Source organism: Bacillus cereus group sp. BfR-BA-01522 (genome assembly GCF_022662635.1).
In the GTDB taxonomy this organism is placed as follows: domain Bacteria; phylum Bacillota; class Bacilli; order Bacillales; family Bacillaceae_G; genus Bacillus_A; species Bacillus_A cytotoxicus.
On record NZ_JAKUDY010000007.1, the window covers coordinates 29,964 to 52,327 of the forward strand.

The window sequence follows — 22,364 nt, forward strand, 5'->3', positions numbered from 1 at the left end:
TAAAAAAATGCCCCCTCTCTTCCATCCTTCCTCAGATAGAAATGTAAAATAAAAAAGCAGCATCATTGGCTACTTTTTTCGATTTCTCTATGCTAAAAGTCATGTGTATGTAGTAATACCATATCTCACTGCATATATAGCTGCTTGCGTCCGATCTCTAAGCTCTAACTTACCAATTAAGTTGGAAACATGATTTTTTACAGTACCCTCTGTAATAAACAACTTTTCAGCAATCTCTTTATTATTAAGTCCAAGGCCGATTTCCCTTAATACATCTATTTCACGTTCTGTTAATTGTTCTATTTGATTTGGAACACTTTGTTCTGATGTGTCTACAACTTTTGTTCTTTTTAATTCCTTTACAATTTGCGCTGTTATATCTTGCGGAAGAACAGCACCTCCGCCATGGACTGTTAATATTGCTTGAACAATCGCATCTGTCTCCATATCCTTCAATAAATAACCACTTGCACCTTGTTCTAACGCCTCAAAAATAAGTTCACTATCATTAAACGTCGTTAACATAAGTACTTTGACTTCTGGAAATTTTCCCCTTACCAATCTTGTTCCTTCCACCCCATTTACTCGAGGCATTCGAATATCCATCAAAATAATTTCAGGTTGCAGTTTTTCTATTTTCTCAACAACTTCATCCCCATCACTTGCTGTCCCTACCACCTCAAGTTCTGGGCGCAAGTTTAATAACATTGCTAAACCGTCACGAATCAATGGCTGATCGTCCACAATCATAATACGAATCATTTCGTTCCTCCTATTACCCATGTTTTTTCTTTTAACGGGAACTCAGCTTTTAGCCGAAATCCCTTCTCTATCTCACTTTCAAACCGAATTACTCCTCCATGTTCCTCTATGCGTTCTTTCATGTTCATTAATCCAAAACCAGGGCTCACTTCATTCATGCCGATGCCATTATCAGAAATCGATAACATTACTGTTTCACTGTCACAAAATAATTCAACTTCACATACACTAGCTTTTCCGTGACGTTTCGCATTTGTTAAAGATTCTTGCATAATACGTAGTAGAGTTGGCTGTAATGATAACGGAATAACAATCGGATCTCCTTTTAATTGAAAGGTTACTTGCACTGTCGCCGCTTTTGAAAACTCCCTTAACATTTCTCGCATACTCTCTACTATATTCCCTAAATTCTTTTCTTCCTTTAGTGCACGTACCGAAGCTCTTACCTCTTGAAGAGATTTCTTAGCTAATTCATGGCATGTACGCAAAACATCTTCTGTCACATTTGACTTTTGTTTCCATAAAGCTTCGGCAAGTTGCAGTTGTACAAGTAAAGCTGTCATATTATGACCTACTGTATCATGAATTTCTCTAGCAATATCGTTTCGTTCCCGAACAGCAGTTAATTCTTCTACTTCTTTAGCATAAAGCCGTAGTTGTTCATGTGCTTCTTTTAAAGCCGTATGAGATGATATTAATTTTTCATACTGTTCATCAACCGTTTGATGTGCTACGGTCAGTTTTCTTATTAAACTCCCTACTAAAGCACTAAAGAGTACAAACATAAAGTTAATGGCGTTTGTATCCAATTCTACCTTCCCTGTATATTGATATGTATATAACAAAATAGAAAACCAACATATAAAGAAAAAACTCACAAAAAAATATACAACTTCTTTCCGCCATGTGTGAATAAATATTCCTACTGCTTCAATCCCAAATATAATCAAGTATAAAGATGTTTCAGGAAATAAAAATCCAAGCATTGCTGTAACAATTCCATTGGTTAGAAATATATAAAAATCACGTTTTTTTCCTTTTTGTGGCTGAAAGAGCAATACATGATTCAAAATATAAATAAAACATGCCATACCAATAAATACTTGCAAACCTATCGTTCCACGTGAAACATTGTTGATATATACTAAACAGATCATAATAATCGTAATGATACGTGCATACTTTAACATACAATTCTCCTCGCATTTTAAAATGTGGATTTCACCTATAACAAAAAAATTATACCATTTTATTACAAACAGATAGATGAAAAACAAGTCACCTCTCTTATATTTTTCATAATGTATCTTATTCTCCTCACTTTAATGTTTGAATAATCATTTTTCTGAAAATAATGAAGATAGACTAAACATTTCACAATATCACATCTAACCTTACAAAACTGTTATGTTCACGTAATGGAAAGCGATAGTGCGAAATGATGCCTCCCTATACAATAAAGATAGAAACAAGAGATCACAAAAGGAGGAAATAATCATGATGAAAGAAATCGTAAAAGCAATCCTTGAGGTGTTAGTGAACGGACAAGCAGTTGTAAAAGAATTAAATCAATGATAAAAGGAGGAGTAAAGATGATGAACATGGTTAAAATGATTCTTCATGCTTTAATTGATGCAAAAGCTGTTAGCCAAGAATTAAATCAACAATAAAAGGGGAAAAGGGATATGCAGAAAGCCATCGTTATAAACATTTCCTTATGTGCAACAGGCAATCAAAAGAAAAAACTATCGAGAACATAAAAGACAAGATATCCAATACATATAGGTATCTTGTCTTTTATGTTTTCTTTTCATAAAGGGATTCTACTAATTTAGAAGAAATAAAACCGCAATTGAAACGCAAATGATACGATTGGACTATACGAAAAACAAATATAAATAAAAAGAATAGAGGCTACATGCCCCTACTCTTTTACGATTCCTTTATTTCGGTAGTATACTTCTTGCAAACCTTCATTATACTTCATATTTTGATCCGTCCACTCTGTCCCTAAGTTTCCTGGCCATCCAGATGTGTTCGCTATATATTTTAATAAAGCAAAATCGGTTAACCCTTTTTGTACTCCTCTTTTATAACCTTTCAGTAGATGAGGCATCGCAATTTGAGCATTTGTACGAGGATCTTTTAGTTGTTCATCTGTTACATGCTCTGGAGCCAGTCCACCACCGCGATGTAATTGAAACAACCCAAATGAAGTACCATTATCTCCAACACTTCTTGGGTTCAAACGACTTTCATGTTCAGCAATTGTAAGAGGAATCCATTCTGGGAGGTTTACCTTCTTTGCTTCTTCTATAATAATTTGTTTCATTCGCTTTGCTTCTTCTGAATCGCTATAACTTGTCTGTTTTGTCAATCTTTCCATTCCTTCAGTTTCACCTTGAAAATATAAATACATTCCAAGAACAACTAGAAATCCTACAAAGAATTTTTTCACTGCTTTTACCTCTTTCTTTGCTGAATTTTACTCCTTTTCATCCTTCTATCTATATGGTTCTAGCAATCTCTACAACCTTTATCATAGCAAACAAATATATACCGCAGCATCGTGCTTTAGACTGATTTAAAAAAATTCATTCGTACTTTACCTTTTCTATTCTGCCTTACTTAAGTAAAACTGAACTGTATTCCAATATATTCACCTCGCCACCTCGTCTATCGGAACATTTTTGATTACACGAATTTCCTTTCATACGTCTTTAATCATATTCGGATGTGTGATTTGACTCACTTGAAATTCCCAAGGTCCGTCTGTCCCTATCACCATATATTTTAACGGATAAAACGAGACGATACTTCTAATTTTTTCCTTATACAAAGTATTTGGTGTAATAGAAATATAGTAACCATTTCGAATCACTCTTTCCATCGTTTCTTTACTTCCCTTAAACCAATGAAAATGAGCATATGAAATTCCATGCTTTTCAAGTAGATCGCAAACAATGTCTGCATATTCATAGACTGCATGTAATATAATTGGCAAATGATATTCCTTAGCCAAAATTATAAATCGCTCTAATACCTCTATATACGTTTCTAATGCAAGTTTCGGCTGCTTTTGTCCTACATAATATGGAAAACAAACCTCACCGATAGCAATAATTGGTTCATATTCTTCTTTCTGAATCGGCTGTTCTGGGTGGAAACCAATCGTTGGATATACAAACGGGTACTGTTTTGCTAAAGATCATATTTCATAACAAGAATGATAGTTCATTGATACCCCCATTCATCCATCAATTGCAACACTTTTTTTCACATCGCTTAATATATTCATTTGCTCTTTACTTTCATATTGATCCAAATATGACTATCTATCCATTTCACTCCTATCACCTCTTACACTTATTCTAATACGTGATTTTAAGGAAAGGATATAAAAAAACAAGAAAGAGCATCTTTCTTGTTTTATATATATTAATTTATTACCAAACATATAAATCTTTATTTCTATGTTTAGCATTTTATTCCATATCTATATTATTTAACAATTAAATTTGTTATTATATCAAACAATCCAATACATACTATAGCAACCATAAAGTAGCTACAGCACTCTTTCAGCGGAACCTTCACTACTTCTTCTTTACACATCTCATTTGTCTCCCTTCTGAATCATCTCCCTAATCTATTTCTATTATGCAAAAAATATAAAAAACAAGCTATCGAATTAACTTACGTGAACCTTACAATATTGTAAGGTTCAAAAAAATAACTCCATCCCTATTAGGATAAGAGCTATTTTACAGGTTAGTTGGTTTTTCAATATTCTTCATTACTTCAGACAGAAAGTAATATTGCGATACTTTCTATTCTTATTATAATAAGGTTTCTCACATACAACTATCGAATTAACTTACATCCACCTTACAATATTGTCACCCATGATTATTGTTACTATTTTTCTTTGTAAAGGTAATCACATTATATGTCCCGCTTATTTTCTCATAGAATAATCGCTTATCACGTTTAAACATGTGAAGTAAAACATGTAAGAAAAACAAACCATTAAATACGAAGAAAAGCATCGCTATAATGAGATAAATGATTGGGTTATTTTCATTCGACACCGCAACTGCAAATAACAGATAATTGATCCCGCCAATTCCGAAATATAAAAGACCATAGCGTTTCAATAACTCTAGCCATGTAATTCTCTCGCCCTTTCCCTTCACACGCATGTGCAATAACCATTTCCCGAATGTTTTCCCATTCGTGAAATATTGGATGACGATAAAATAACAAAATACAACAAAAAAGCCATTTAATAATTCATCTAATCCCGAAGTAGAATGGAAGACAGATGTCAATTGAACTTGTTGTCCAATTAATAGCCCTGATACCATTCCAAGAATAAGCCAATCTAGCCAAAGAGCTAATACACGGCGCGTCATCCGAACAGGCTTATTTTGCAAGTCAATTTTTTCATCTAAGCGGTGCATATCTGGCAAAAAGTATACAAATAGCGGTGCAATCCAAAAACCAATAACTCCGCTCGTTGTATTTAAGATGAGATCATCTACATCAAATAAACGATATGGACAATTATACATACCATAAAACCCTGTGATTTGCGTAATTTCAAAAAATAGAGAAGTTAAAAAGACAATACACAACGTTTGCATAAAATTCCGTCGGAAATAATAACGCAAATACACTCCTAGTGGTAATAATAAAATGGCGTTAAATGCCGCTTGTAGGAAACTGCGCTCTTTTAATGCAGCGAGATACGTAGCTGGTTGATTCCAAATCACGTTTGTTTCTTTTAGAAAATCGCTCACAAATGTAAATGGTACTAAATTATAATGTTGCGTTCCTGGGCGCTGCATACTACACGTATCAAATGTACTTGGAAACGGTAAAATGACTAAATAATATGCCGCCATACAATATAATAGTAAGGAATATAAAATAAACATGCGAAAGTAATGAATATAACCATGTTTCCGATACTGCCAAATTAGAAAAGGAATTAATAATAGAAAACCAGCGATCGGAAATGTGATAAATGCTGTTTGAATAGGTAATAAATATGCTCCCAACCTTCCACCTCCTAAAAGTGCAACGTTGCTATTATAGTAAAGTTCCTATTTCATTGCCAGTATATTGTTGTATTGATATATTTTTTCAGAAGCTAAATTAATTCTTATTCCACTATTTTAGAATAGTAAGGTTCTATCACTAATTAAGGTGTCCTGATACATCATTATTCTAAACTAAAAACAACCTATCCAACTTCGGGCAGGCTGTCTTTAGTTCACCGCCATCAACTTCGTTCTAGCTTGCACAGGGATATCTTGTGGTTCAATTTCTACAATTGACTCACCGTAACTTCCTTTTGCAAAGATCTTCAACGGTTCATTTCGTTTTAACATATGGTTAACCTTTTTAATAATCGTTTTCTCTCTTCCCTTTTCATCGTAAGCAATAAACTCATATTCATACCATCCATCACCGATATGTTGACCAATATCATTCACAACAGTATAGTATTCTTTCGTCTTATAAAATGGATTATATTTATCAATTACTGGTCCCAGTCTTGTTGGCGATAAGAGTATTAACAAAGCCGCCAGTGCAATTATAGTGATAATAATTTTTTTCTTTAATACTTCCCACCGCAAGGTTGACTCCTCCTCCACACAATATGCGCAGTTTTTCTATATATTTATTTTAAAAAGATAGACTAGATCCCGCCATCACACCTTATTACATTTCTCTTACATTTTTGTAAGAATCCAATTCGGATTTTATATGATTTTTAACAATTTGTGAACCTGTAAAAACTGTGATTAATGTCACATCCTCTATTTTCCAGAAAATCTATACTATAGGTATAAAAAATTGTTAAACATTTCACATTTAAGAGGGGAAATGAATATGAAAAAACGCTTAATCCTGATCGGAAATGGTATGGCTGGAATACGATGTATCGAAGAAATTTTAAAACAACAACCAGATCTTTATGATATTACTATTTTTGGTGATGAACCTCACCCAAACTACAATCGCATTATGCTATCTCACGTCTTACAAGGAAAAACTACTACAAAAGATATCATCATAAATGAATATAGTTGGTATAAAGAAAATAACATTACACTTTATCCAAATGAAAAGGTAATTACGATTAATCGGGAAAAACAAATGGTTGTTACTGAAAAACAGCGTATTGTTACATATGACAAACTTATTATTGCAACAGGTTCTAGTGCCTTCATTCTGCCGATTGAAGGTTCGAATCTGCCGGGAGTAACGGGTTTCCGCACCATTGAAGATACACAATTTATGATAAATGCTGCTAAACAATACAAAAAAGCTGTTGTGATAGGTGGAGGACTACTTGGCCTTGAAGCTGCTAGAGGTCTCATTGACCTAGGAATGGATGTACATGTAGTTCATTTAATGCCACATTTAATGGAGCAACAACTTGATGCGAAAGCAGCTTCATTATTACGTGAGGACTTAGAAGCGCAAGGCATGAAGTTTCTTATGCAAAAGAAAACCGTAAAAATTTTAGGCACAGACCATGTAGAAGGTATTCAGTTTGAAGATGGCAATGTTGTACCATGCGATTTAGTTGTAATGGCCGTTGGGATACGTCCTAATACTCAATTAGCAAAAGACGCTGGGTTACTTGTTAATCGCGGAATTGTTGTTAACGATTATATGCAAACAGAAGACAGCGCAATTTATGCTGTTGGCGAATGTGCCGAACATAACGGAATTGCTTACGGACTTGTAGCTCCTTTATATGAACAAGGAGTTGTATTAGCAAGACATATAACAAATACACAGACAGATAAATATAAAGGGAGCATCGTTGGTACGCAGCTTAAAGTAGCCGGATGTGACTTGTTCTCTGCTGGACAAATCTATGAAGACGATCAAACAAGAGCCATTTCTATCTTTAATGAATGTACACGTTCTTATAAGAAAGTCTTCCTTCGCGACAATAAAGTTGTCGGGATTGTCTTATACGGTGATACTGCAGACGGCACACGTCTATTCCGCATGTTACAAAAAGAAGAAGACATACAAGAATATACAGCCGTTTCCCTTCTTCATAAAGCTGGTGAAGAGAGCGGGCTTGATGTTGCAAGTATGAGTGCTGATGATACCGTTTGTGGATGTAATGGTGTTACAAAAGGAACCATTGTTCAAGCCATTTTGGAGCAAGGGTTAACTACTTTTGAAGAAGTAAAAGGATGCACAAAAGCAGCTGGTTCATGTGGGAAATGCCGCCCAATCGTTGAGCAAATTTTATCCCATACACTGGGCGATCATTTTGATCCTTCTGCTCAATCAATTGGTATGTGCGGTTGTACCTCTTTATCACGTGATGAAGTTGTCGCAGCTATTCATGAGAAAGCGTTAAAATCGCCAAAAGAAGTGCGAAACGTCCTTGGTTTCGTACAGGAAGATGGCTGCTCTAAATGTCGTCCTGCACTGAATTATTATTTACGTATGACCAATCCAGAAGAATATGCTGATGATAAAGCTTCACGCTTCGTGAACGAAAGAATGAATGGCAACATCCAGCATGATGGCACATTTTCTGTTATTCCTCGCATGTACGGCGGTGTGACTAACGCAGATGATTTAATGAGAATTGCAGAGGTGGCAAAGAAATATGATGTACCGCTCATAAAAATAACAGGTGCAAGCCGCATTGGTTTATATGGTGTAAAAAAAGAGGATTTACCAAATGTTTGGGCGGATCTTGATATGACATCCGGTTATGCTTATGCAAAATCCCTTCGTAATGTTAAATCATGTGTTGGTTCTCGTTTCTGTCGCTTTGGTACAAAAGATTCCTTAGGACTTGGTATGTTGCTTGAACAGTCATTAGAGATGGTAGATACACCTCACAAAATGAAAATGGGTGTTACAGGTTGTCCACGTAATTGCGCTGAGGCATTAACAAAAGACTTTGGAGTTGTCTGTGTTGAAAACGGCTTCCAGCTTTATATCGGTGGTAATGGTGGTACAGAAGTTCGTGAAGCCGATTTTATTATGACTGTTCCTACGGAAGAAGACGTATTACGCATCGCAACCGCTTATGTACAGTATTATCGTGAAACAGGGATTTATGGCGAGCGAACAGCTCCTTGGGTAGAACGAATGGGCTTAGAACATGTAAAAGAAATACTGCAAAAGGAAGACATGGTCACTGCGCTAAATGAACGTTTCCAAACTGCCCGCAGCACATATGAAGAAGCCTGGGGACAAGCTCTAAAAACAAAGTCATTACAAGCTATGTATAAAGTAGAAACTGTACAATAAGGAGCGATTTATATGTTACACACAAAACAGAAAATAAAAATTATGCGTGCCAAAGACCTCCCCATGCAAATTGGTAAAGAAGTACGAATCGGTGACAAATCTATTGCGTTATTTCGCCTTGCAAACGGGGATATTCGCGCTGTAGAAAATCGATGCCCGCATAAAAACGGACCATTAGCGGAAGGAATTGTTTCTGGTGAATTTGTCTTTTGTCCGTTGCACGATTGGAAAATTTCATTACTTACAGGCGAAGTTCAAAAGCCTGATGATGGTTGTATTCAAACACATAAAGTAGAAGTCATTCAAGATGACATTTATATATATCTATAATTTGTAAAAGATTTAGCTTTCTTTTAAGTCAAACAAGATGAGGTGAAGAGATGAACGGATACGTATATTTAATTGGTGCTGGACCTGGTGATGAAGGGCTGATTACAAAAAAAGCAGTAAACTACTTAAAAAAGGCAGATATTGTGTTATATGACCACTTATTAAACCCAAGTTTACTTCGCTATACAAAGCCAACATGCGAACTCATATACTGCGGAAAAATGCCAACAAATCATATTATGCGTCAAGGCATGATTAATACTTGTTTAGTACAGGCAGCAAAGGAAGGAAAAATCGTCGTTCGTTTAAAAGGCGGCGATCCTTCCATCTTTGGTCGTGTTGGTGAAGAAGCAGCTGCTTTAGCTACAGCAAACATTTCATACGAAATCGTCCCAGGGATTACCTCCAGCAGTGCCGCTGGTTCGTACGCCGGTATCCCTCTCACCCATCGCGATTACAGTAATAGTGTAACTTTGCTAACTGGACACACAAAAGGGACAATTTGCGATCAAGTTGATTACAGCAATCTTTTAAATAGCGATACAATTGCCTTTTATATGGGGATTAAAAACTTACCAATAATTTGTAAAAATTTATTACAAGCTGGTAAAAGAAACGATACACCTGTAGCAGTCATTGAATGGGGCACAACTGGAAAGCAGCGAGTAGTAACAGGTACGCTCTCTACAATTGCGGAAGATGTAAAAAAAGAAAACATTTCGAACCCTTCCATGACCATTGTCGGGGAAGTCGTATCATTACGGAAACAACTTGCTTGGCAAGAACGGAAACCTCTTCATGGAAGAAAAATTTTATTTGTCTCTGCAACAAATAAAGTAAGTAAATATGCAGAAATACTGCGAGAAGCTGGAGCAGAAATATACCAAATACCTACCTTCAAAAAGCAAGAACATTCTTTAACAGCAAATGAACTCGGTGAAATATTCGAAGCGGAACGCCTTGTTTTCTGTTCACCAGAAAGCATGGAAATCTTCTTGCAATCTTGCACAAAACATGGAAAAGATATTCGTTCCTTACAAGCGAAACTTCAATATATGAATGCAAAGACAGGGCAAATGTTTATGAAGTACGGATTACTGGGCACACCTGCTACATTTTCTACAGAAACAACCGTTTATTTAGGGCGGAATATAAAACGAATTGACGTCATCAAGAACAAAATAGGTGCTGGTTTGTTCTTAATGACACATGAATATACAATCGATAATCGTTTCGATGAAATTCATGCACGTATGCTCACTGAGTTTACATGGGATAGTATTTTCTTTGAAGGCCGCGCTACAATTGATACATTTTTAGCAGAAATCAATCGCCTTCGTTTTAACGATATTTCGAAATTACCATTTTCATATATGGACGAAGCCACTTTACAATACGCCAACAAGGTTGGGCTCCATTGTATCGATCATCAAGTACAAAGAATAGTGGACCAAACAGAAGTGACTGCATCATGAAAGCAATTGTATATATTGGTCATGGTAGTCGTCTGCAAGAGGGCAATGAGCAATTCAAACATTTTATTCGTTCTGTTATGCAGGAACGAAACGAGAAAATACAAAAGGTGGGATTTCTGGAACTTGCAACTCCAACCGTTCAAGAGGCTATTTATGAAGCGATTACTGAAGGGGCCACTGAAATTGTAGTTGTCCCTGTTTTACTATTCGCAGCTGCTCATTATAAACGCGATGTCCCTTTTGAAATAAAAACAATAGAACAGCTCTATCCGCACATTTCATTTTCAGTTGCACCACCTTTTAGTATCCATCCATTCATGATTAAACTTGTAATAAAACGAATACATGAAATGCAGCCCATACAAGAAAGTGAAATTCTACTAGTCGGCCGAGGCAGTAGTGATGCTCAGCCTATCTATGAATTAAAACAAATCGGTTTAGCTGTGGAACAAAAATTAAAAATACCGGTAACGTGCACCTTTTTAACAAAAGGGACACCTTCTTTTATAGATATGCTAGCTAAAACAGCACCTACTGCAAAGCATATCTATATTATGCCTTATCTTCTCTTTACCGGATTACTGCTTCAAAAGATAAAAAAGTATGCAAAAATATATGATAATGTGAGCACTTGTAACTGTCTTCAATTTGATTCTTATATGAAATTTACTTTGTTAGAACGAATGGAGGAACATGTACATGTTTCAAACATACCCAATTATGTGCAACCTTACAGGTAAGAATGTTGTCATTATTGGAGGGGGAACAATTGCTTATCGAAAGGCGGCTAGTTTACAAAATACCGGTGCCTTCGTCACAATTGTAAGTCCTCATATTTGCAATGAAATGAAAGAACTATCTTATATTGAATGGAAGAAAAAAGAGTTTACAGAAGATGATATTCAAAGGGCACACCTTATTTATGCAGCCACGAATCATCATGAAATCAATATGATGGTCAAACGAGCTGCTCATGATTTTCAATGGGTCAATGTTGTAAGTGATGGAACAAAATCCTCCTTCCATACACCAGCCATCATTCGAAGGAATGACTATATGATAAGCATTTCCACCTTTGGCAAAAGTCCATCACTTGCAAAGAAAATAAAACAGAAATTATTAGCTCACTTGCCTCAAATATTAAAATAATAAAAAGATGAACGAATCGACTCGTTCATCTTTTTAACTTGCTTTAAAGCCACCGCCAAGTACATCCCGTACATCATGAATCACGACGAATGCTTCTTTATCTACATCACGAATCACTTGTTTTAACTTAACAAGCTCTTGCTTATTAATCACAACATACAACACTTCTTTATTCTTTCCTGTATATCCACCTCGTCCTTCTAGAACGGTCACACCACGTGTCATATGTTTTGTAATTGTCTCACGTATTAAATCTGGCTGATCCGATATAATCGTCACTGCCGTTTTCGTATTAATTCCTTCTACAATGAAGTCAATTACTTTCGCTCCGATGAAGACTGCGACAAGTGTATACATCGCCTTTTCTTGACCGATGATAAAGACAGACCCAGTAATCACAACAATATCAATAATAAGAACACCTTTCCCAACACTCCATCCTAAATATTGATTTGCCAATTGTGCTAAAATTGCTGATCCCCCTGATGTACCTCCTGCCCGGAACATACATCCTAATCCAACTCCAACAAACACCCCAGCAAATAAAGCGGCTAGTAATGTGTCGCTATTTACTCGATGTCCAATATGCTCGGTAACATATAAAAATAAAGACGTCTCTACAATTCCAATAATTGTATAAATCATCGTTTTTTTATCAAAAAATTTATATCCAATCGCTAATAAAATTGCATTTAAAGTAAAGTTCACAACCCCTGGTGACCATCCAAATAAATAATACGTAACAACTGTTAACCCAATAATTCCACCCTCTGACAAACGATTTGGAATTGCAAAATAGTTAATACCGATTGCAAATAATAATGAACCAATTGTAATGAGTGTAATTTCTTGTATTCTTTGAGTAACCATAGTTCGTACCTCCCTCCCCATTTGACATTGTATCACCATCTCCTAGAGGTATAGAAGTGGTTTTTACCACACATTTTGTTATACGCTATTTACAAAATTATGTTTAAACAAACGCTTGGTTAATTATTCAAATTCTCCCTCACAATCCACATTAATCACTGTACTTCCTCTTACTAAATATGTCCCTCATATACAAATAAAAATTTTTCCATTTCGTATAAAAATAACGTCCACATCAAAGGCACTGAAAAAGAGAGTTCTCCCTAAAAAACAACGTGCATTTTATAAAAATGTTGAAAATAAACAGGAGTCCGACACCTATATAGTAGATGATGGACTCCTGTTTTATTATGAAGTAGACTTTTTTAATGGTCTCTCTATATCCAATTATTTTTTCCTATTTCTTTATTAAAGTTTCCTTTAATTCTTCAAACTTCGTATTTAATTGATCTGTCATCTTTTGCATCATCGCTTTCCGATCCATCGCTTCTTCCGCCTCTATTTGAATTGGATCTCCAAAAATAAGCTGTGCTCTCTTACCTTTTATCAATTCTTTCACACTTGTCGGTCCAATATATGCTGCCGGTACTAACGGCACACGAGAACGCATCGCAATTGTTACAGCACCAGCCTTTAAAGAGACATCTTCTGTAGATCTTGTTCCACTTGGAAAAATCCCAACAACTTTTCCTTCTTTTAATAAACGCGATGGGATTTTCAATGTACTTGGCCCTGGATTTGCTCGATCTACAGGAAAAGCATTTACATTCTTAAAAAACCAGTTCAAAAACTTTTTTTCAAATAACTCCTTTTTGGCCATGTAATGGATTTCCGTCGGATACATTCCTGTTGCTAGCATTAACACATCCATAAAACTTGTATGCGTACATGCTACAACATACGGTCCTTCTTTCGGTAATTTCTCTTTTCCTTGTACTTCTACTTTTCCAACAGTCTTAAATATATATTTCAACAAACATGCGATTGGTTTATACATTTCGTTCGTTCCTTTCTCACTTTCCAAATTGAATTCCACTTTTAAAACCATTATAACACTAACTTTTAATAGTTGGTAATAAAATTAGGTATTAATTTAAGAAAAGCAAATCTACCTCAATAAAGAAGGAAAGAGACATATACTTATCCCCCTGCAATGCCTCACCTAGCATATATCGAAAAAAGCTGTGTACCCTATAGGCACACAGCTTTTTTAGTTTGTTTCATATATAATTTGACCCGTTTTACTTATATCGTAACCACCGATTGCTAGCAATTCATTTTGAAATTCTATAGATTGCAAAATATCTTTTACCACTTCAATCAATTGTTCATTCTTCTTATTTTTCAAAATGACTAAGTCATATTGTTCTTTCATAAGTGGAATAAAGTCTACATTTACAATTTGCGCTACTTTTTCTGCTCCTACACCAACATCAGCTTTCCCGCTAGCAATTTGCGAAGCAACACCAAGGTGGTTTGATTCTTCCCATTCATACCCTTGAACATATTCCTTCCTTAAGTTCTGAATGCGAATTTGCTCATCTACTAATACACGAATTCCTGACCCTTTTTCACGGTTTACAAATTGTATAGATGGTTTAACTAAGTCGCTCCAATTCTGTATTTCATTTGGGTTTCCTTTTTGAACATAAAACCCAACATTTCTTGCTAATAAATTGATGACAACACAAGGCTGTCCAACTAAAATTCGTTTTACATATGGAATATTATATTCTTTTGTATCTCCATCAAATAAGTGTAGACTAACAACGCTTTGTTCCCCATGATACATTTTGATTAAACTTGCTAAACTACCTTGATACGCTCGAAGTATATTAGAATTCGGCATTCGATTTTCTATATGCTTTGCTAGCATATCTAACGTTAGTTCTTGACCACTAATTATACAGTGCTCTGCACCTTTGTTCTCTACTTTTACAGAGGATGTTTGTAACTTTCCTGTCTTCATCTGTCTAATATATTGTTCTAGATCCCCCGCATCAATACGCATTTGTCTACCGACTCTATAAGAAGGGAGTTCTCCTTTTTTTATTAAGTCGTATACGGTTAACTTTGATACTTTTAATTGTTTCGCTACTTCTTCCGTTGTGTAGGAATGATGGTTCATAGGCGATTCCTCACTTTCTTACTCTATTGTAGCAAAGAAGTGAAACTTTCTCCTATTTTTTCAAACAGTGACGTATTTCACATTATATTTAATTATAACCATTCATAATTAAATATACTTAGTTATAATTAATATGATAAGAAGGAAAGGAGATTATACGTTATGAACAAATTTATATTGCGGTATATTGGATTGCTCACACTTTCTTTTTTCCTTATTTTCAGTAGCGCTTGTACAAACGGAAACAAGAAAGAGAAAACAAATGCAAAAGAAGAACAAACGATTGAATTGACAATATCAGCTGCCGCTAGTTTACAAGATGCTTTTAAAGAAATTGAAAAACAATATAAGCAGAAAGAACCTAACATAAAGCTATCATTTAACTTTGGTGGTTCTGGTGCACTTCAGCAACAAATTGAACAAGGTGCTCCTGCTGATTTATTTTTCTCTGCGGCAGAAGATAAATTTCAAACGCTTGTAAAAAAAGGATTTATCAATAAAAAAGAAGGAAAAGATCTTCTAGGAAATGAGCTTGTGTTAGTTGTCCCAAAAGAAAGCTCTATTCAAACATTCCAAGAATTAAAAGAAGAGAAAGTGAAAAAACTAGCAATTGGTACACCTGAATCCGTGCCAGCTGGAAAGTACGCAAAAGCTCTTCTTACACACGAAAACTTATGGATTGACCTTCAAGACAAAATTGTACCTACAAAAGACGTTCGTCAAGTATTAACATATGTAGAGACAGGAAATGTAGATGCTGGTATTGTATATAAAACAGATGCCCTCATTTCAGATAAAGTAAAAATAGCTACTGCAGCACCAGCTAACTCTCATGAACCGATTCGTTATCCTGTTGGAATTATAAAAGAATCTAAGCATAAAAAAGAGGCGACTTTATTCTATGAATATTTACAATCCAAAGATGCACAAACAATCTTTAACAAGTATGGATTTACAATCCTACCTTAACTACTATGACATTTGATACACTTTGGCTACCTGTTTTTCTTTCTTTACGAGTCGCTGCACTTGCTACCATTATTTCTATGATTTTCGGTACAATTATTGGTCGGATATTAGCACGCTCCTCTTCGCGTTATAAAGTGTTTTTAGAAACCATTTTTCTATTGCCGATGGTGCTTCCACCAACTGTGATTGGATTCTTTCTCATTATTATTTTTGGAAATCATAGCCCGATTGGAAAATGGATTGAAACATTATTTCAACAATCAATTATGTTTACATCATGGGCAGCAGTCATTGCCTCAACAGTTGTTTCATTTCCGCTTATGTACCAATCGGCCAAAACAGGTTTCTCTATTGCAAATGAACAAATTGAAGACGGGGCCCGTGACCTCGGAGCAAGTGAATATCAAGTGTTTTTACACGTCACACTACCACTTGCATTCCCTGCATTACTTAGCGGAATGATTTTAAGTTTCGTACGAGCACTAGGAGAATTTGGTGCAACACTCATGTTCGCAGGAAATATTCCTGGTAAAACACAAACAATTCCAACAGCCATTTATATGGCAATTGATGCAAGTAATATGCCCCTTGCTTGGACACTTGTTATCATAACAGTTAGTATGTCGCTCATTTTCTTATTGTGCATGCAATTCATTAATAAGCGAATTACTTTTTAAAGCAGCTTTCGACAAAAAGCTGCCTTTTTATTTCCCGAAAAATAAATTATTTTGTAAAACGAGGAAAGGCGTATCTTACAAAAATGTAATCTTTCTGTAAGCTAATTCGATAGTTGCTCCCAACCACATCTCATATAATGAATACATAAGATACCCCCTCAAGAAGTGGATTGTCCCCCCACATCTTGTTGTTAAAAAAGGGTTAACAAATTTATTTCCCTATTCCCCTCAAAAGAAGATCCCGATTTGGGATCTTTTTTTTATCGTAAAATAATAACGAAATTTTCCTATTTATAAAAATATACATTTTATTTGAATTCACTTTCTAAAATGATGACTTTCCTGTTATTATATGGAGGTGTTTGAAAAAATAAAGAAATGAAAACGCATTTATAGTGTACCTTCTTCATTATATTTTAATGATCAGTAATCTTCTACTCTACTAATGGAGAATTACCAATTTTTAGAGTGGCTTTCAATTATATTGATATAGTAAAAACGAAGGGAGTCTTGTGATGGACATTTTATTAGCTCTTCTTCCTGCAATTGCATGGGGGAATATCTTATTAGTAAGTGTAAAAGCTGGTGGCGGTGCCTATAGTCAAACGCTTGGTATGACAATGGGTGCTCTATTCTTTGCAATTATTATGTATGTATTTACTCAGCCGGCTTTAACGATGACAATCTTAATTGTCGGTTTTATCTCTGGTGTATTCTGGGCTTTAGGACAAGCAAACCAGTTAAAAACTGTTGAAAGACTAGGTGTTTCGACAACAGTAACCATTTCAACCGGGATGCAACTTATTGCAACTTCTATCTTTGGGGTAATCGCTTTTCATGAGTGGACTACTACTACTACGATTATTCTGGGAACGATTTCAATTCTTTTAATTGTAATTGGTGTTGTCTTCACTTCATTAGATGATAAAGAAAATGCACAGCCACCAGGACAATTAAAAAAAGGACTTTTGACTTTAATTATTTCTACTTTCGGCTATCTTGTATATGTAATTATTATTCGCTGGTATAACATTGATGGCTGGTCAGCTATTTTACCACAAGCGGTTGGTATGTTTGTTGGAGCAATCATACTGACATCTAAGCATAAACCATTTAATAAATATGCAATTCGCAATACAATATCTGGTATACTTTGGGGAACAGGAAACTTATTCTTACTTCTTTCATTACCAAAAGTTGGAGTCGCAACAAGTTTCCCATTATCACAAACAGGTATTGTTATCTCTACATTTGGTGCAATTGTCTTCTTAGGTGAGAAGAAAACAAAACGTCAAATGATATTTATCGCATTAGGCAGTATTTTCATTATTGGTGGTGCTGTTTTACTCGGTATGACAAAAGCATAAACTCACAATTGATTATCACACCCTAAAAGTATAGTAACCTTTTAGGGTGTTTTGACATCTATTTTTCCGTATAAACCATGAATGCTCTTTCCCTCTCAAAACTTTTCTATCATTTTTATATCCATCTAATAGACCTTTTCTTTTTACACGCTCTCTTATCAATGTTATTGTTTTTATAACTTACTTTATAAGAAAGGATTAGAGGAGATGCCAAAGAAACAGCGAATTTTATTTATTGGTGCTGGACGTATGGCCGAAGCAATCTTTTCTGGTTTGCTTAAAACAAGCAAACCATACATCGAAGAAATTATTGTATCGAATCGACACAATACAAAAAAACTCCAGCAATTACAAGAACAATATCCTATTTCAACAACAACTGATTGGAAAGAATGCGTCAAGTTTGTAGACACGATCATTCTGGCAATGCCACCAGCTGCACATGAACAACTATTGACAGAACTAGCACCTCTTCTTACGCATCAACTTGTCGTGACGATTGCTGCTGGAATTGGCCCATCTTACTTAGAGAAAAGATTACCTCACGGCACACCAGTTGCTTGGATTATGCCAAATACGGCTGCTAGCATTGGACAGTCTATCAGCTTGTATACGACGGGACACTTCGTAAATGAAAATCATAAAGAGACATTACAACTTCTTTTAAAAGGAATTGGTACATCACAGCTTTGCACAGAAGAAGAAATTCATCAGCTAACCGCTATTACTGGTAGCGCACCAGCATTTCTTTACCACTTTGCAGAAAGCCTAATTGAAGCTACCAAAAATTATGGTATTGATGAAACAACAGCACATCACCTTGTTATTCAAATGATTGCTGGCGCAGCCACAATGCTTGGGCAAGTACAAAATCCAGCACTTCTTCGGGAACAAGTGACTACACCTGGCGGTTCAACTGCGGAAGGCTTAAAAGTGCTCTATGAACATCATTTTTCCAAAATTATTCAGCAAGCAATTGAAGCTACAAATAAAAAGGTAAGGGGGAAATAATATGAAAATTACCAGTTTACAAGATTACACTACATTACATAACGGGGTAAAAATGCCTTGGTTTGGTTTAGGGGTATTTAAAGTGGAAGAGGGCACAGAAGTAATTGATTCTGTGAAAGCTGCTATCAAAAACGGGTACCGTAGCATTGATACAGCTGCTATCTATAAGAACGAAGAAGGTGTGGGACAAGCAATTCGTGAGTCCGGCGTTCCGCGTGAAGAGCTATTTATTACATCAAAAGTATGGAATAATGATCAAGGATATGAATCGACATTACAGGCATTCGAAACTTCCTTACAAAAATTAGGTTTAGAGTATTTAGACTTATATTTAGTTCACTGGCCTGTACAAGGAAAATATACCGAAACGTGGAAAGCATTAGAAAAACTTTATAAAGATGGCCGCGTTCGTGCAATTGGGGTAAGTAATTTCCACATCCATCACTTACAAGATATATTCGAAGTTGCAGAAATTAAACCGATGGTGAACCAAGTTGAATATCACCCTCGCTTAACACAAGAAGAATTACATACTTTTTGTAAAGAAAACCATATCCAACTAGAAGCATGGTCACCGTTAATGCAAGGACAACTTCTTGATCATCCAACATTGCAAGGGATTGCAAAAAAATACAATAAATCAACAGCACAAATTATTTTGCGTTGGGATCTTCAAAATGAAGTGGTAACTATCCCAAAATCAATTAAAGAACACCGCATCATCGAAAACGCAAATATTTTTGATTTCGAATTAAGCCATGAAGATATGAAAACAATCCAGTCTTTAAATGAAAATCATCGCGTTGGTCCGGATCCTGATCATTTTGATTTTTAATGGCAGTTTAGCTGTTACATCTACTGAAGAAACGAAAAATTGTCCATGAAGAATAGAAAGGTATCCATTTGTCGGATACCTTTTTTATTACATGTCTTTTCCTACAGCCCTTTCTCTCTTTACTATAAATGATATCCCTACTACACTTAGTGCTACAATTTGTGTAATCAAAATTATAAATAATAGAGAAATAATATTTACACTTAAATTCCCACCACCAAATATTATTGCAAAATAACCCTTCACAGCATAAGTTGCGGGAAATAATTCTCCGATTATTTGATATGTTTTGGATAACATAGCCTGCGGGACCATTACACCAGAACTTACAAGTTGCAACGAGAGTGATATAATATTAAAAATCATACCTGCATTTCCGAATAGAGTAAGAAACATTTGCGTTAATGATAGAAAAGCAAAAAAGACAATGGTTTGAAATATCCATACATTCCCAATCGTTTCTTGGATTCCGATGTGAAAAGTTTTCATTAAGCCAATGGTCATACATGCAAGTAGAATAGATACTACACCGTTAATCACTTGGCTTGAAAGAAAATTTCTCCAATCTCTTCCTACTTGTTTTGCCACTTTCGATAATTCCATACTCATAATCATCGCTCCAACGAATGAAGCTAACACAATCATAAGCGGCACCATGTTTACGGAAAACCCTTTTGCATCATTTACTTTGTGCACTTTAAGTCCAACTGATTCTTTTGTTAGCCCCTTTAACATTTCAATGCTCTCTGGCCCCACAGCTTGTAACTTTCCTGCAATAGCTTGTTGTTTATTGTTTGTAATTTCTTTATTTACATTGCTATGAACTTGTTTTGCTATGCTTTCCATCATCTGCTTTGCCATCATCGAGCTGGCTTGGTTAATATGAACGTTTAAATCTGTCTTACCTTTTTCGCTTATATCCTTTGAAAAAGAGGCTGGAATTTCAATAATCATATTGTATGCATACTGATCCATTTCTTCTTTTGCCTTTTCCATAGACTTCTCTTTTGTCACTTGAAAAGGTAAACTTTTCTGTAAACCGTCTCCTATTTTACTTCCCATACTCGTATCTTGGTTTACAATCGCAATTTGCAGTTTATCTGCTCTTTCATTGACTCCATCATAAGCTGTTAGCCAAACACAAAAGAAAATGAGCTGGAATGCTAAAGCTACTCCAATCCCTATATACGTACCTGGTACTCTTAAAAATTGTTTCAACGTATTCATTTTCCCAACCCCTTCTAGCAAGCAAGTACATACTTGCATTTTATTTTAAATAAATACTAGGGTCTTAATGCCCTAGCATATAAAGTTATATTATTTTCAATAAAATCTTCATCATTCATCTCCATCAATCGATTTTCAAAACGCATTTTAGAGAGAAAATATCCAAAGTTAATCCATATAAAATTCATGACTTGTGCTTCAATATTCGTATCAATGATTTTTCCCTTTTTCTGCATTTCTGTAAAATAAATCATTAATTCTTCCTTTAAACCCTTTGGTATTTTGGCGATTTCATCATCTAACTCCGGAAACGCACCTGTTTCACGAATACCGATCGCGATGATATCTTTCACTTCATTCAAAAATTGATGATAATGCCTTGCTAAATTCTTTAAGTCTGTCTCTAACTCCCATACAATTCTTGTTTGTAAAAAATGTTTTAAATGCGGCACATATGAAAATTCAGCAACGGCTGCTTCAATGACCCCTTTCTTATTTTTAAAATTACGAAAGATTGTCACTTCATTGACACCAGCACGCATCGCAATTTCTCTCGTTGTCGCTGCTTTATATCCTCTTTCTTTCACTAATTCAATTGCTGCTTGAATAATTTTTTCTGCTGTCTTTGAGCGCGCCATACAATCCTCTCTTCCTTATGCAAGTGATCACTTGCAATCCATAGTACACTTTTTTCTAATTATTGTCAATTCATTTCCTGTAAATTAGTAAGATCGATATTCGTATAAGCAACCAACGAACTGAAATACAGTTAATACGAAACTAAACAGAATCATAACGAACACACTTATATGTAACGTTGGTTAGAATATAGCATTTGCTATCCATATACTAATACTAAAAAAGAAAAATTGTGCAAGAATCCCTATTGGCTTCAACCATATTCTCGTTTTTTTCTTTGTTACTTTTACAATCCATCCAAGTATGAAAACTAAAGTTAATATAATAAATGCTAGCCATCTTCCATACTTCACATCATAAGGTGTCACTTGATTAGGAAAAATGAAGTGCACCATGCAGAATAATAAAAGACTAATACCGAGACAAATAATAAGTGACAGGAACAATTCAATCGTGGCTTTGAAGAGGGCATATGAAAATGAATATTTCTTCCCTTTTGTATCCATCACTTCACATATAACCATCGTAATGAAAAGAACGAAAAACCATATAAAAAAATACATAGGCGTTTCTACTTTGAACAATTCTGCTATTGAATAGAATAACAGCTTCCACATA

Annotated in this window: 21 protein-coding genes and 1 pseudogene; 10 read left to right on the forward strand and 12 right to left on the reverse strand. The window is 35.2% G+C overall.

Going from position 1 to position 22,364, the window contains the following annotated elements; all coding sequences use genetic code 11:
* Nucleotides 1–99 precede the first annotated feature (99 nt).
* The 6 genes and pseudogenes from MR059_RS11940 to MR059_RS11965 form a co-directional block, all read right to left on the reverse strand.
* Complete coding sequence (locus MR059_RS11940) at nucleotides 100–762, reverse strand: response regulator (RefSeq protein ID WP_011983341.1); 663 nt, start codon at nucleotides 760–762, stop codon at nucleotides 100–102.
* The gene (locus MR059_RS11945; protein WP_011983340.1) at nucleotides 759–1,952 is read right to left on the reverse strand and encodes a sensor histidine kinase; all 1,194 of its coding nucleotides are present in this window, start codon (nucleotides 1,950–1,952) and stop codon (nucleotides 759–761) included. The genes MR059_RS11940 and MR059_RS11945 overlap by 4 nt, the downstream gene beginning before the upstream one ends.
* Nucleotides 1,953–2,686: 734 nt before the next feature.
* Nucleotides 2,687–3,220 (reverse strand): transglycosylase SLT domain-containing protein, encoded by a 534-nt coding sequence (locus MR059_RS11950; protein WP_011983339.1) that lies wholly within the window; start codon nucleotides 3,218–3,220, stop codon nucleotides 2,687–2,689.
* Between the two features lie 201 nt (nucleotides 3,221–3,421).
* A pseudogene (locus MR059_RS11955) lies at nucleotides 3,422–4,110 on the reverse strand (TatD family hydrolase).
* A 551-nt stretch (nucleotides 4,111–4,661) separates the two neighbouring features.
* On the reverse strand, nucleotides 4,662–5,825 hold the full coding sequence (locus MR059_RS11960; RefSeq protein ID WP_011983338.1) for a VanZ family protein: 1,164 nt from the start codon (nucleotides 5,823–5,825) through the stop codon (nucleotides 4,662–4,664).
* Between the two features lie 210 nt (nucleotides 5,826–6,035).
* On the reverse strand, nucleotides 6,036–6,407 hold the full coding sequence (locus MR059_RS11965) for a YxeA family protein (protein WP_011983337.1): 372 nt from the start codon (nucleotides 6,405–6,407) through the stop codon (nucleotides 6,036–6,038).
* A gap of 256 nt (nucleotides 6,408–6,663) precedes the next feature.
* Between MR059_RS11965 and nirB the strand changes: the two genes are divergently transcribed.
* From nirB to MR059_RS11990, 5 genes are read left to right on the forward strand one after another with little or no spacing between them, the layout of a single operon-like run.
* Nucleotides 6,664–9,069: a nitrite reductase large subunit NirB gene (gene nirB / locus MR059_RS11970; RefSeq protein ID WP_011983336.1), complete on the forward strand. Its 2,406-nt coding sequence runs from the start codon at nucleotides 6,664–6,666 to the stop codon at nucleotides 9,067–9,069.
* A gap of 12 nt (nucleotides 9,070–9,081) precedes the next feature.
* A complete protein-coding gene (gene nirD, locus MR059_RS11975; protein ID WP_011983335.1) occupies nucleotides 9,082–9,399 on the forward strand; it encodes a nitrite reductase small subunit NirD in 318 nt (105 codons plus the stop codon).
* A 50-nt stretch (nucleotides 9,400–9,449) separates the two neighbouring features.
* Nucleotides 9,450–10,874 (forward strand): uroporphyrin-III C-methyltransferase, encoded by a 1,425-nt coding sequence (locus tag MR059_RS11980; protein WP_011983334.1) that lies wholly within the window; start codon nucleotides 9,450–9,452, stop codon nucleotides 10,872–10,874.
* Nucleotides 10,871–11,614: a sirohydrochlorin chelatase gene (locus MR059_RS11985; RefSeq protein WP_011983333.1), complete on the forward strand. Its 744-nt coding sequence runs from the start codon at nucleotides 10,871–10,873 to the stop codon at nucleotides 11,612–11,614. The genes MR059_RS11980 and MR059_RS11985 overlap by 4 nt, the downstream gene beginning before the upstream one ends.
* Nucleotides 11,574–12,023: a precorrin-2 dehydrogenase gene (locus tag MR059_RS11990; protein WP_011983332.1), complete on the forward strand. Its 450-nt coding sequence runs from the start codon at nucleotides 11,574–11,576 to the stop codon at nucleotides 12,021–12,023. Before MR059_RS11985 ends, MR059_RS11990 begins: the two co-directional genes overlap by 41 nt.
* Before the next feature lie 33 nt (nucleotides 12,024–12,056).
* On the opposite strand, the gene MR059_RS11995 is transcribed toward MR059_RS11990, so the two are convergent.
* The 3 genes from MR059_RS11995 to MR059_RS12005 all read right to left on the reverse strand — a co-directional run bounded on the left by MR059_RS11995 (nucleotide 12,057) and on the right by MR059_RS12005 (nucleotide 15,021).
* Nucleotides 12,057–12,893 carry a YitT family protein gene (locus tag MR059_RS11995; RefSeq protein WP_011983331.1) on the reverse strand — a complete coding sequence of 279 codons (837 nt, stop codon included), beginning with the start codon at nucleotides 12,891–12,893 and terminating at the stop codon, nucleotides 12,057–12,059.
* Between the two features lie 397 nt (nucleotides 12,894–13,290).
* On the reverse strand, nucleotides 13,291–13,890 hold the full coding sequence (locus MR059_RS12000) for a lysophospholipid acyltransferase family protein (protein ID WP_011983330.1): 600 nt from the start codon (nucleotides 13,888–13,890) through the stop codon (nucleotides 13,291–13,293).
* A 213-nt stretch (nucleotides 13,891–14,103) separates the two neighbouring features.
* Nucleotides 14,104–15,021 carry a substrate-binding domain-containing protein gene (locus MR059_RS12005; protein WP_011983329.1) on the reverse strand — a complete coding sequence of 306 codons (918 nt, stop codon included), beginning with the start codon at nucleotides 15,019–15,021 and terminating at the stop codon, nucleotides 14,104–14,106.
* Between the two features lie 162 nt (nucleotides 15,022–15,183).
* Between MR059_RS12005 and modA the strand changes: the two genes are divergently transcribed.
* The 5 genes from modA (at nucleotide 15,184) to MR059_RS12030 (ending at nucleotide 19,880) form a co-directional block, all read left to right on the forward strand.
* Nucleotides 15,184–15,990: a molybdate ABC transporter substrate-binding protein gene (modA, locus tag MR059_RS12010; RefSeq protein WP_011983328.1), complete on the forward strand. Its 807-nt coding sequence runs from the start codon at nucleotides 15,184–15,186 to the stop codon at nucleotides 15,988–15,990.
* 5 nt (nucleotides 15,991–15,995) lie between these two features.
* Nucleotides 15,996–16,667: a molybdate ABC transporter permease subunit gene (gene modB / locus MR059_RS12015; RefSeq protein ID WP_011983327.1), complete on the forward strand. Its 672-nt coding sequence runs from the start codon at nucleotides 15,996–15,998 to the stop codon at nucleotides 16,665–16,667.
* A gap of 515 nt (nucleotides 16,668–17,182) precedes the next feature.
* A complete protein-coding gene (locus tag MR059_RS12020; RefSeq protein WP_011983326.1) occupies nucleotides 17,183–18,034 on the forward strand; it encodes a GRP family sugar transporter in 852 nt (283 codons plus the stop codon).
* 207 nt (nucleotides 18,035–18,241) lie between these two features.
* Nucleotides 18,242–19,045 carry a pyrroline-5-carboxylate reductase gene (gene proC, locus MR059_RS12025; protein WP_011983325.1) on the forward strand — a complete coding sequence of 268 codons (804 nt, stop codon included), beginning with the start codon at nucleotides 18,242–18,244 and terminating at the stop codon, nucleotides 19,043–19,045.
* 1 nt (nucleotide 19,046) lies between these two features.
* On the forward strand, nucleotides 19,047–19,880 hold the full coding sequence (locus MR059_RS12030; protein WP_011983324.1) for an aldo/keto reductase: 834 nt from the start codon (nucleotides 19,047–19,049) through the stop codon (nucleotides 19,878–19,880).
* An 87-nt stretch (nucleotides 19,881–19,967) separates the two neighbouring features.
* Here the strand turns inward: MR059_RS12030 and MR059_RS12035 are convergent, their stop codons facing one another.
* The 3 genes from MR059_RS12035 to MR059_RS12045 form a co-directional block, all read right to left on the reverse strand.
* Nucleotides 19,968–21,107, reverse strand: a complete 1,140-nt coding sequence (locus MR059_RS12035) for a YhgE/Pip domain-containing protein (protein ID WP_041809366.1) — start codon at nucleotides 21,105–21,107, stop codon at nucleotides 19,968–19,970.
* A gap of 56 nt (nucleotides 21,108–21,163) precedes the next feature.
* Nucleotides 21,164–21,745 (reverse strand): TetR/AcrR family transcriptional regulator, encoded by a 582-nt coding sequence (locus MR059_RS12040; RefSeq protein ID WP_011983322.1) that lies wholly within the window; start codon nucleotides 21,743–21,745, stop codon nucleotides 21,164–21,166.
* A 183-nt stretch (nucleotides 21,746–21,928) separates the two neighbouring features.
* Nucleotides 21,929–22,363, reverse strand: coding sequence for a hypothetical protein (locus tag MR059_RS12045; RefSeq protein WP_011983321.1), 435 nt, complete (start codon nucleotides 22,361–22,363; stop codon nucleotides 21,929–21,931).
* Between the last annotated feature and the right edge of the window lies 1 nt (nucleotide 22,364).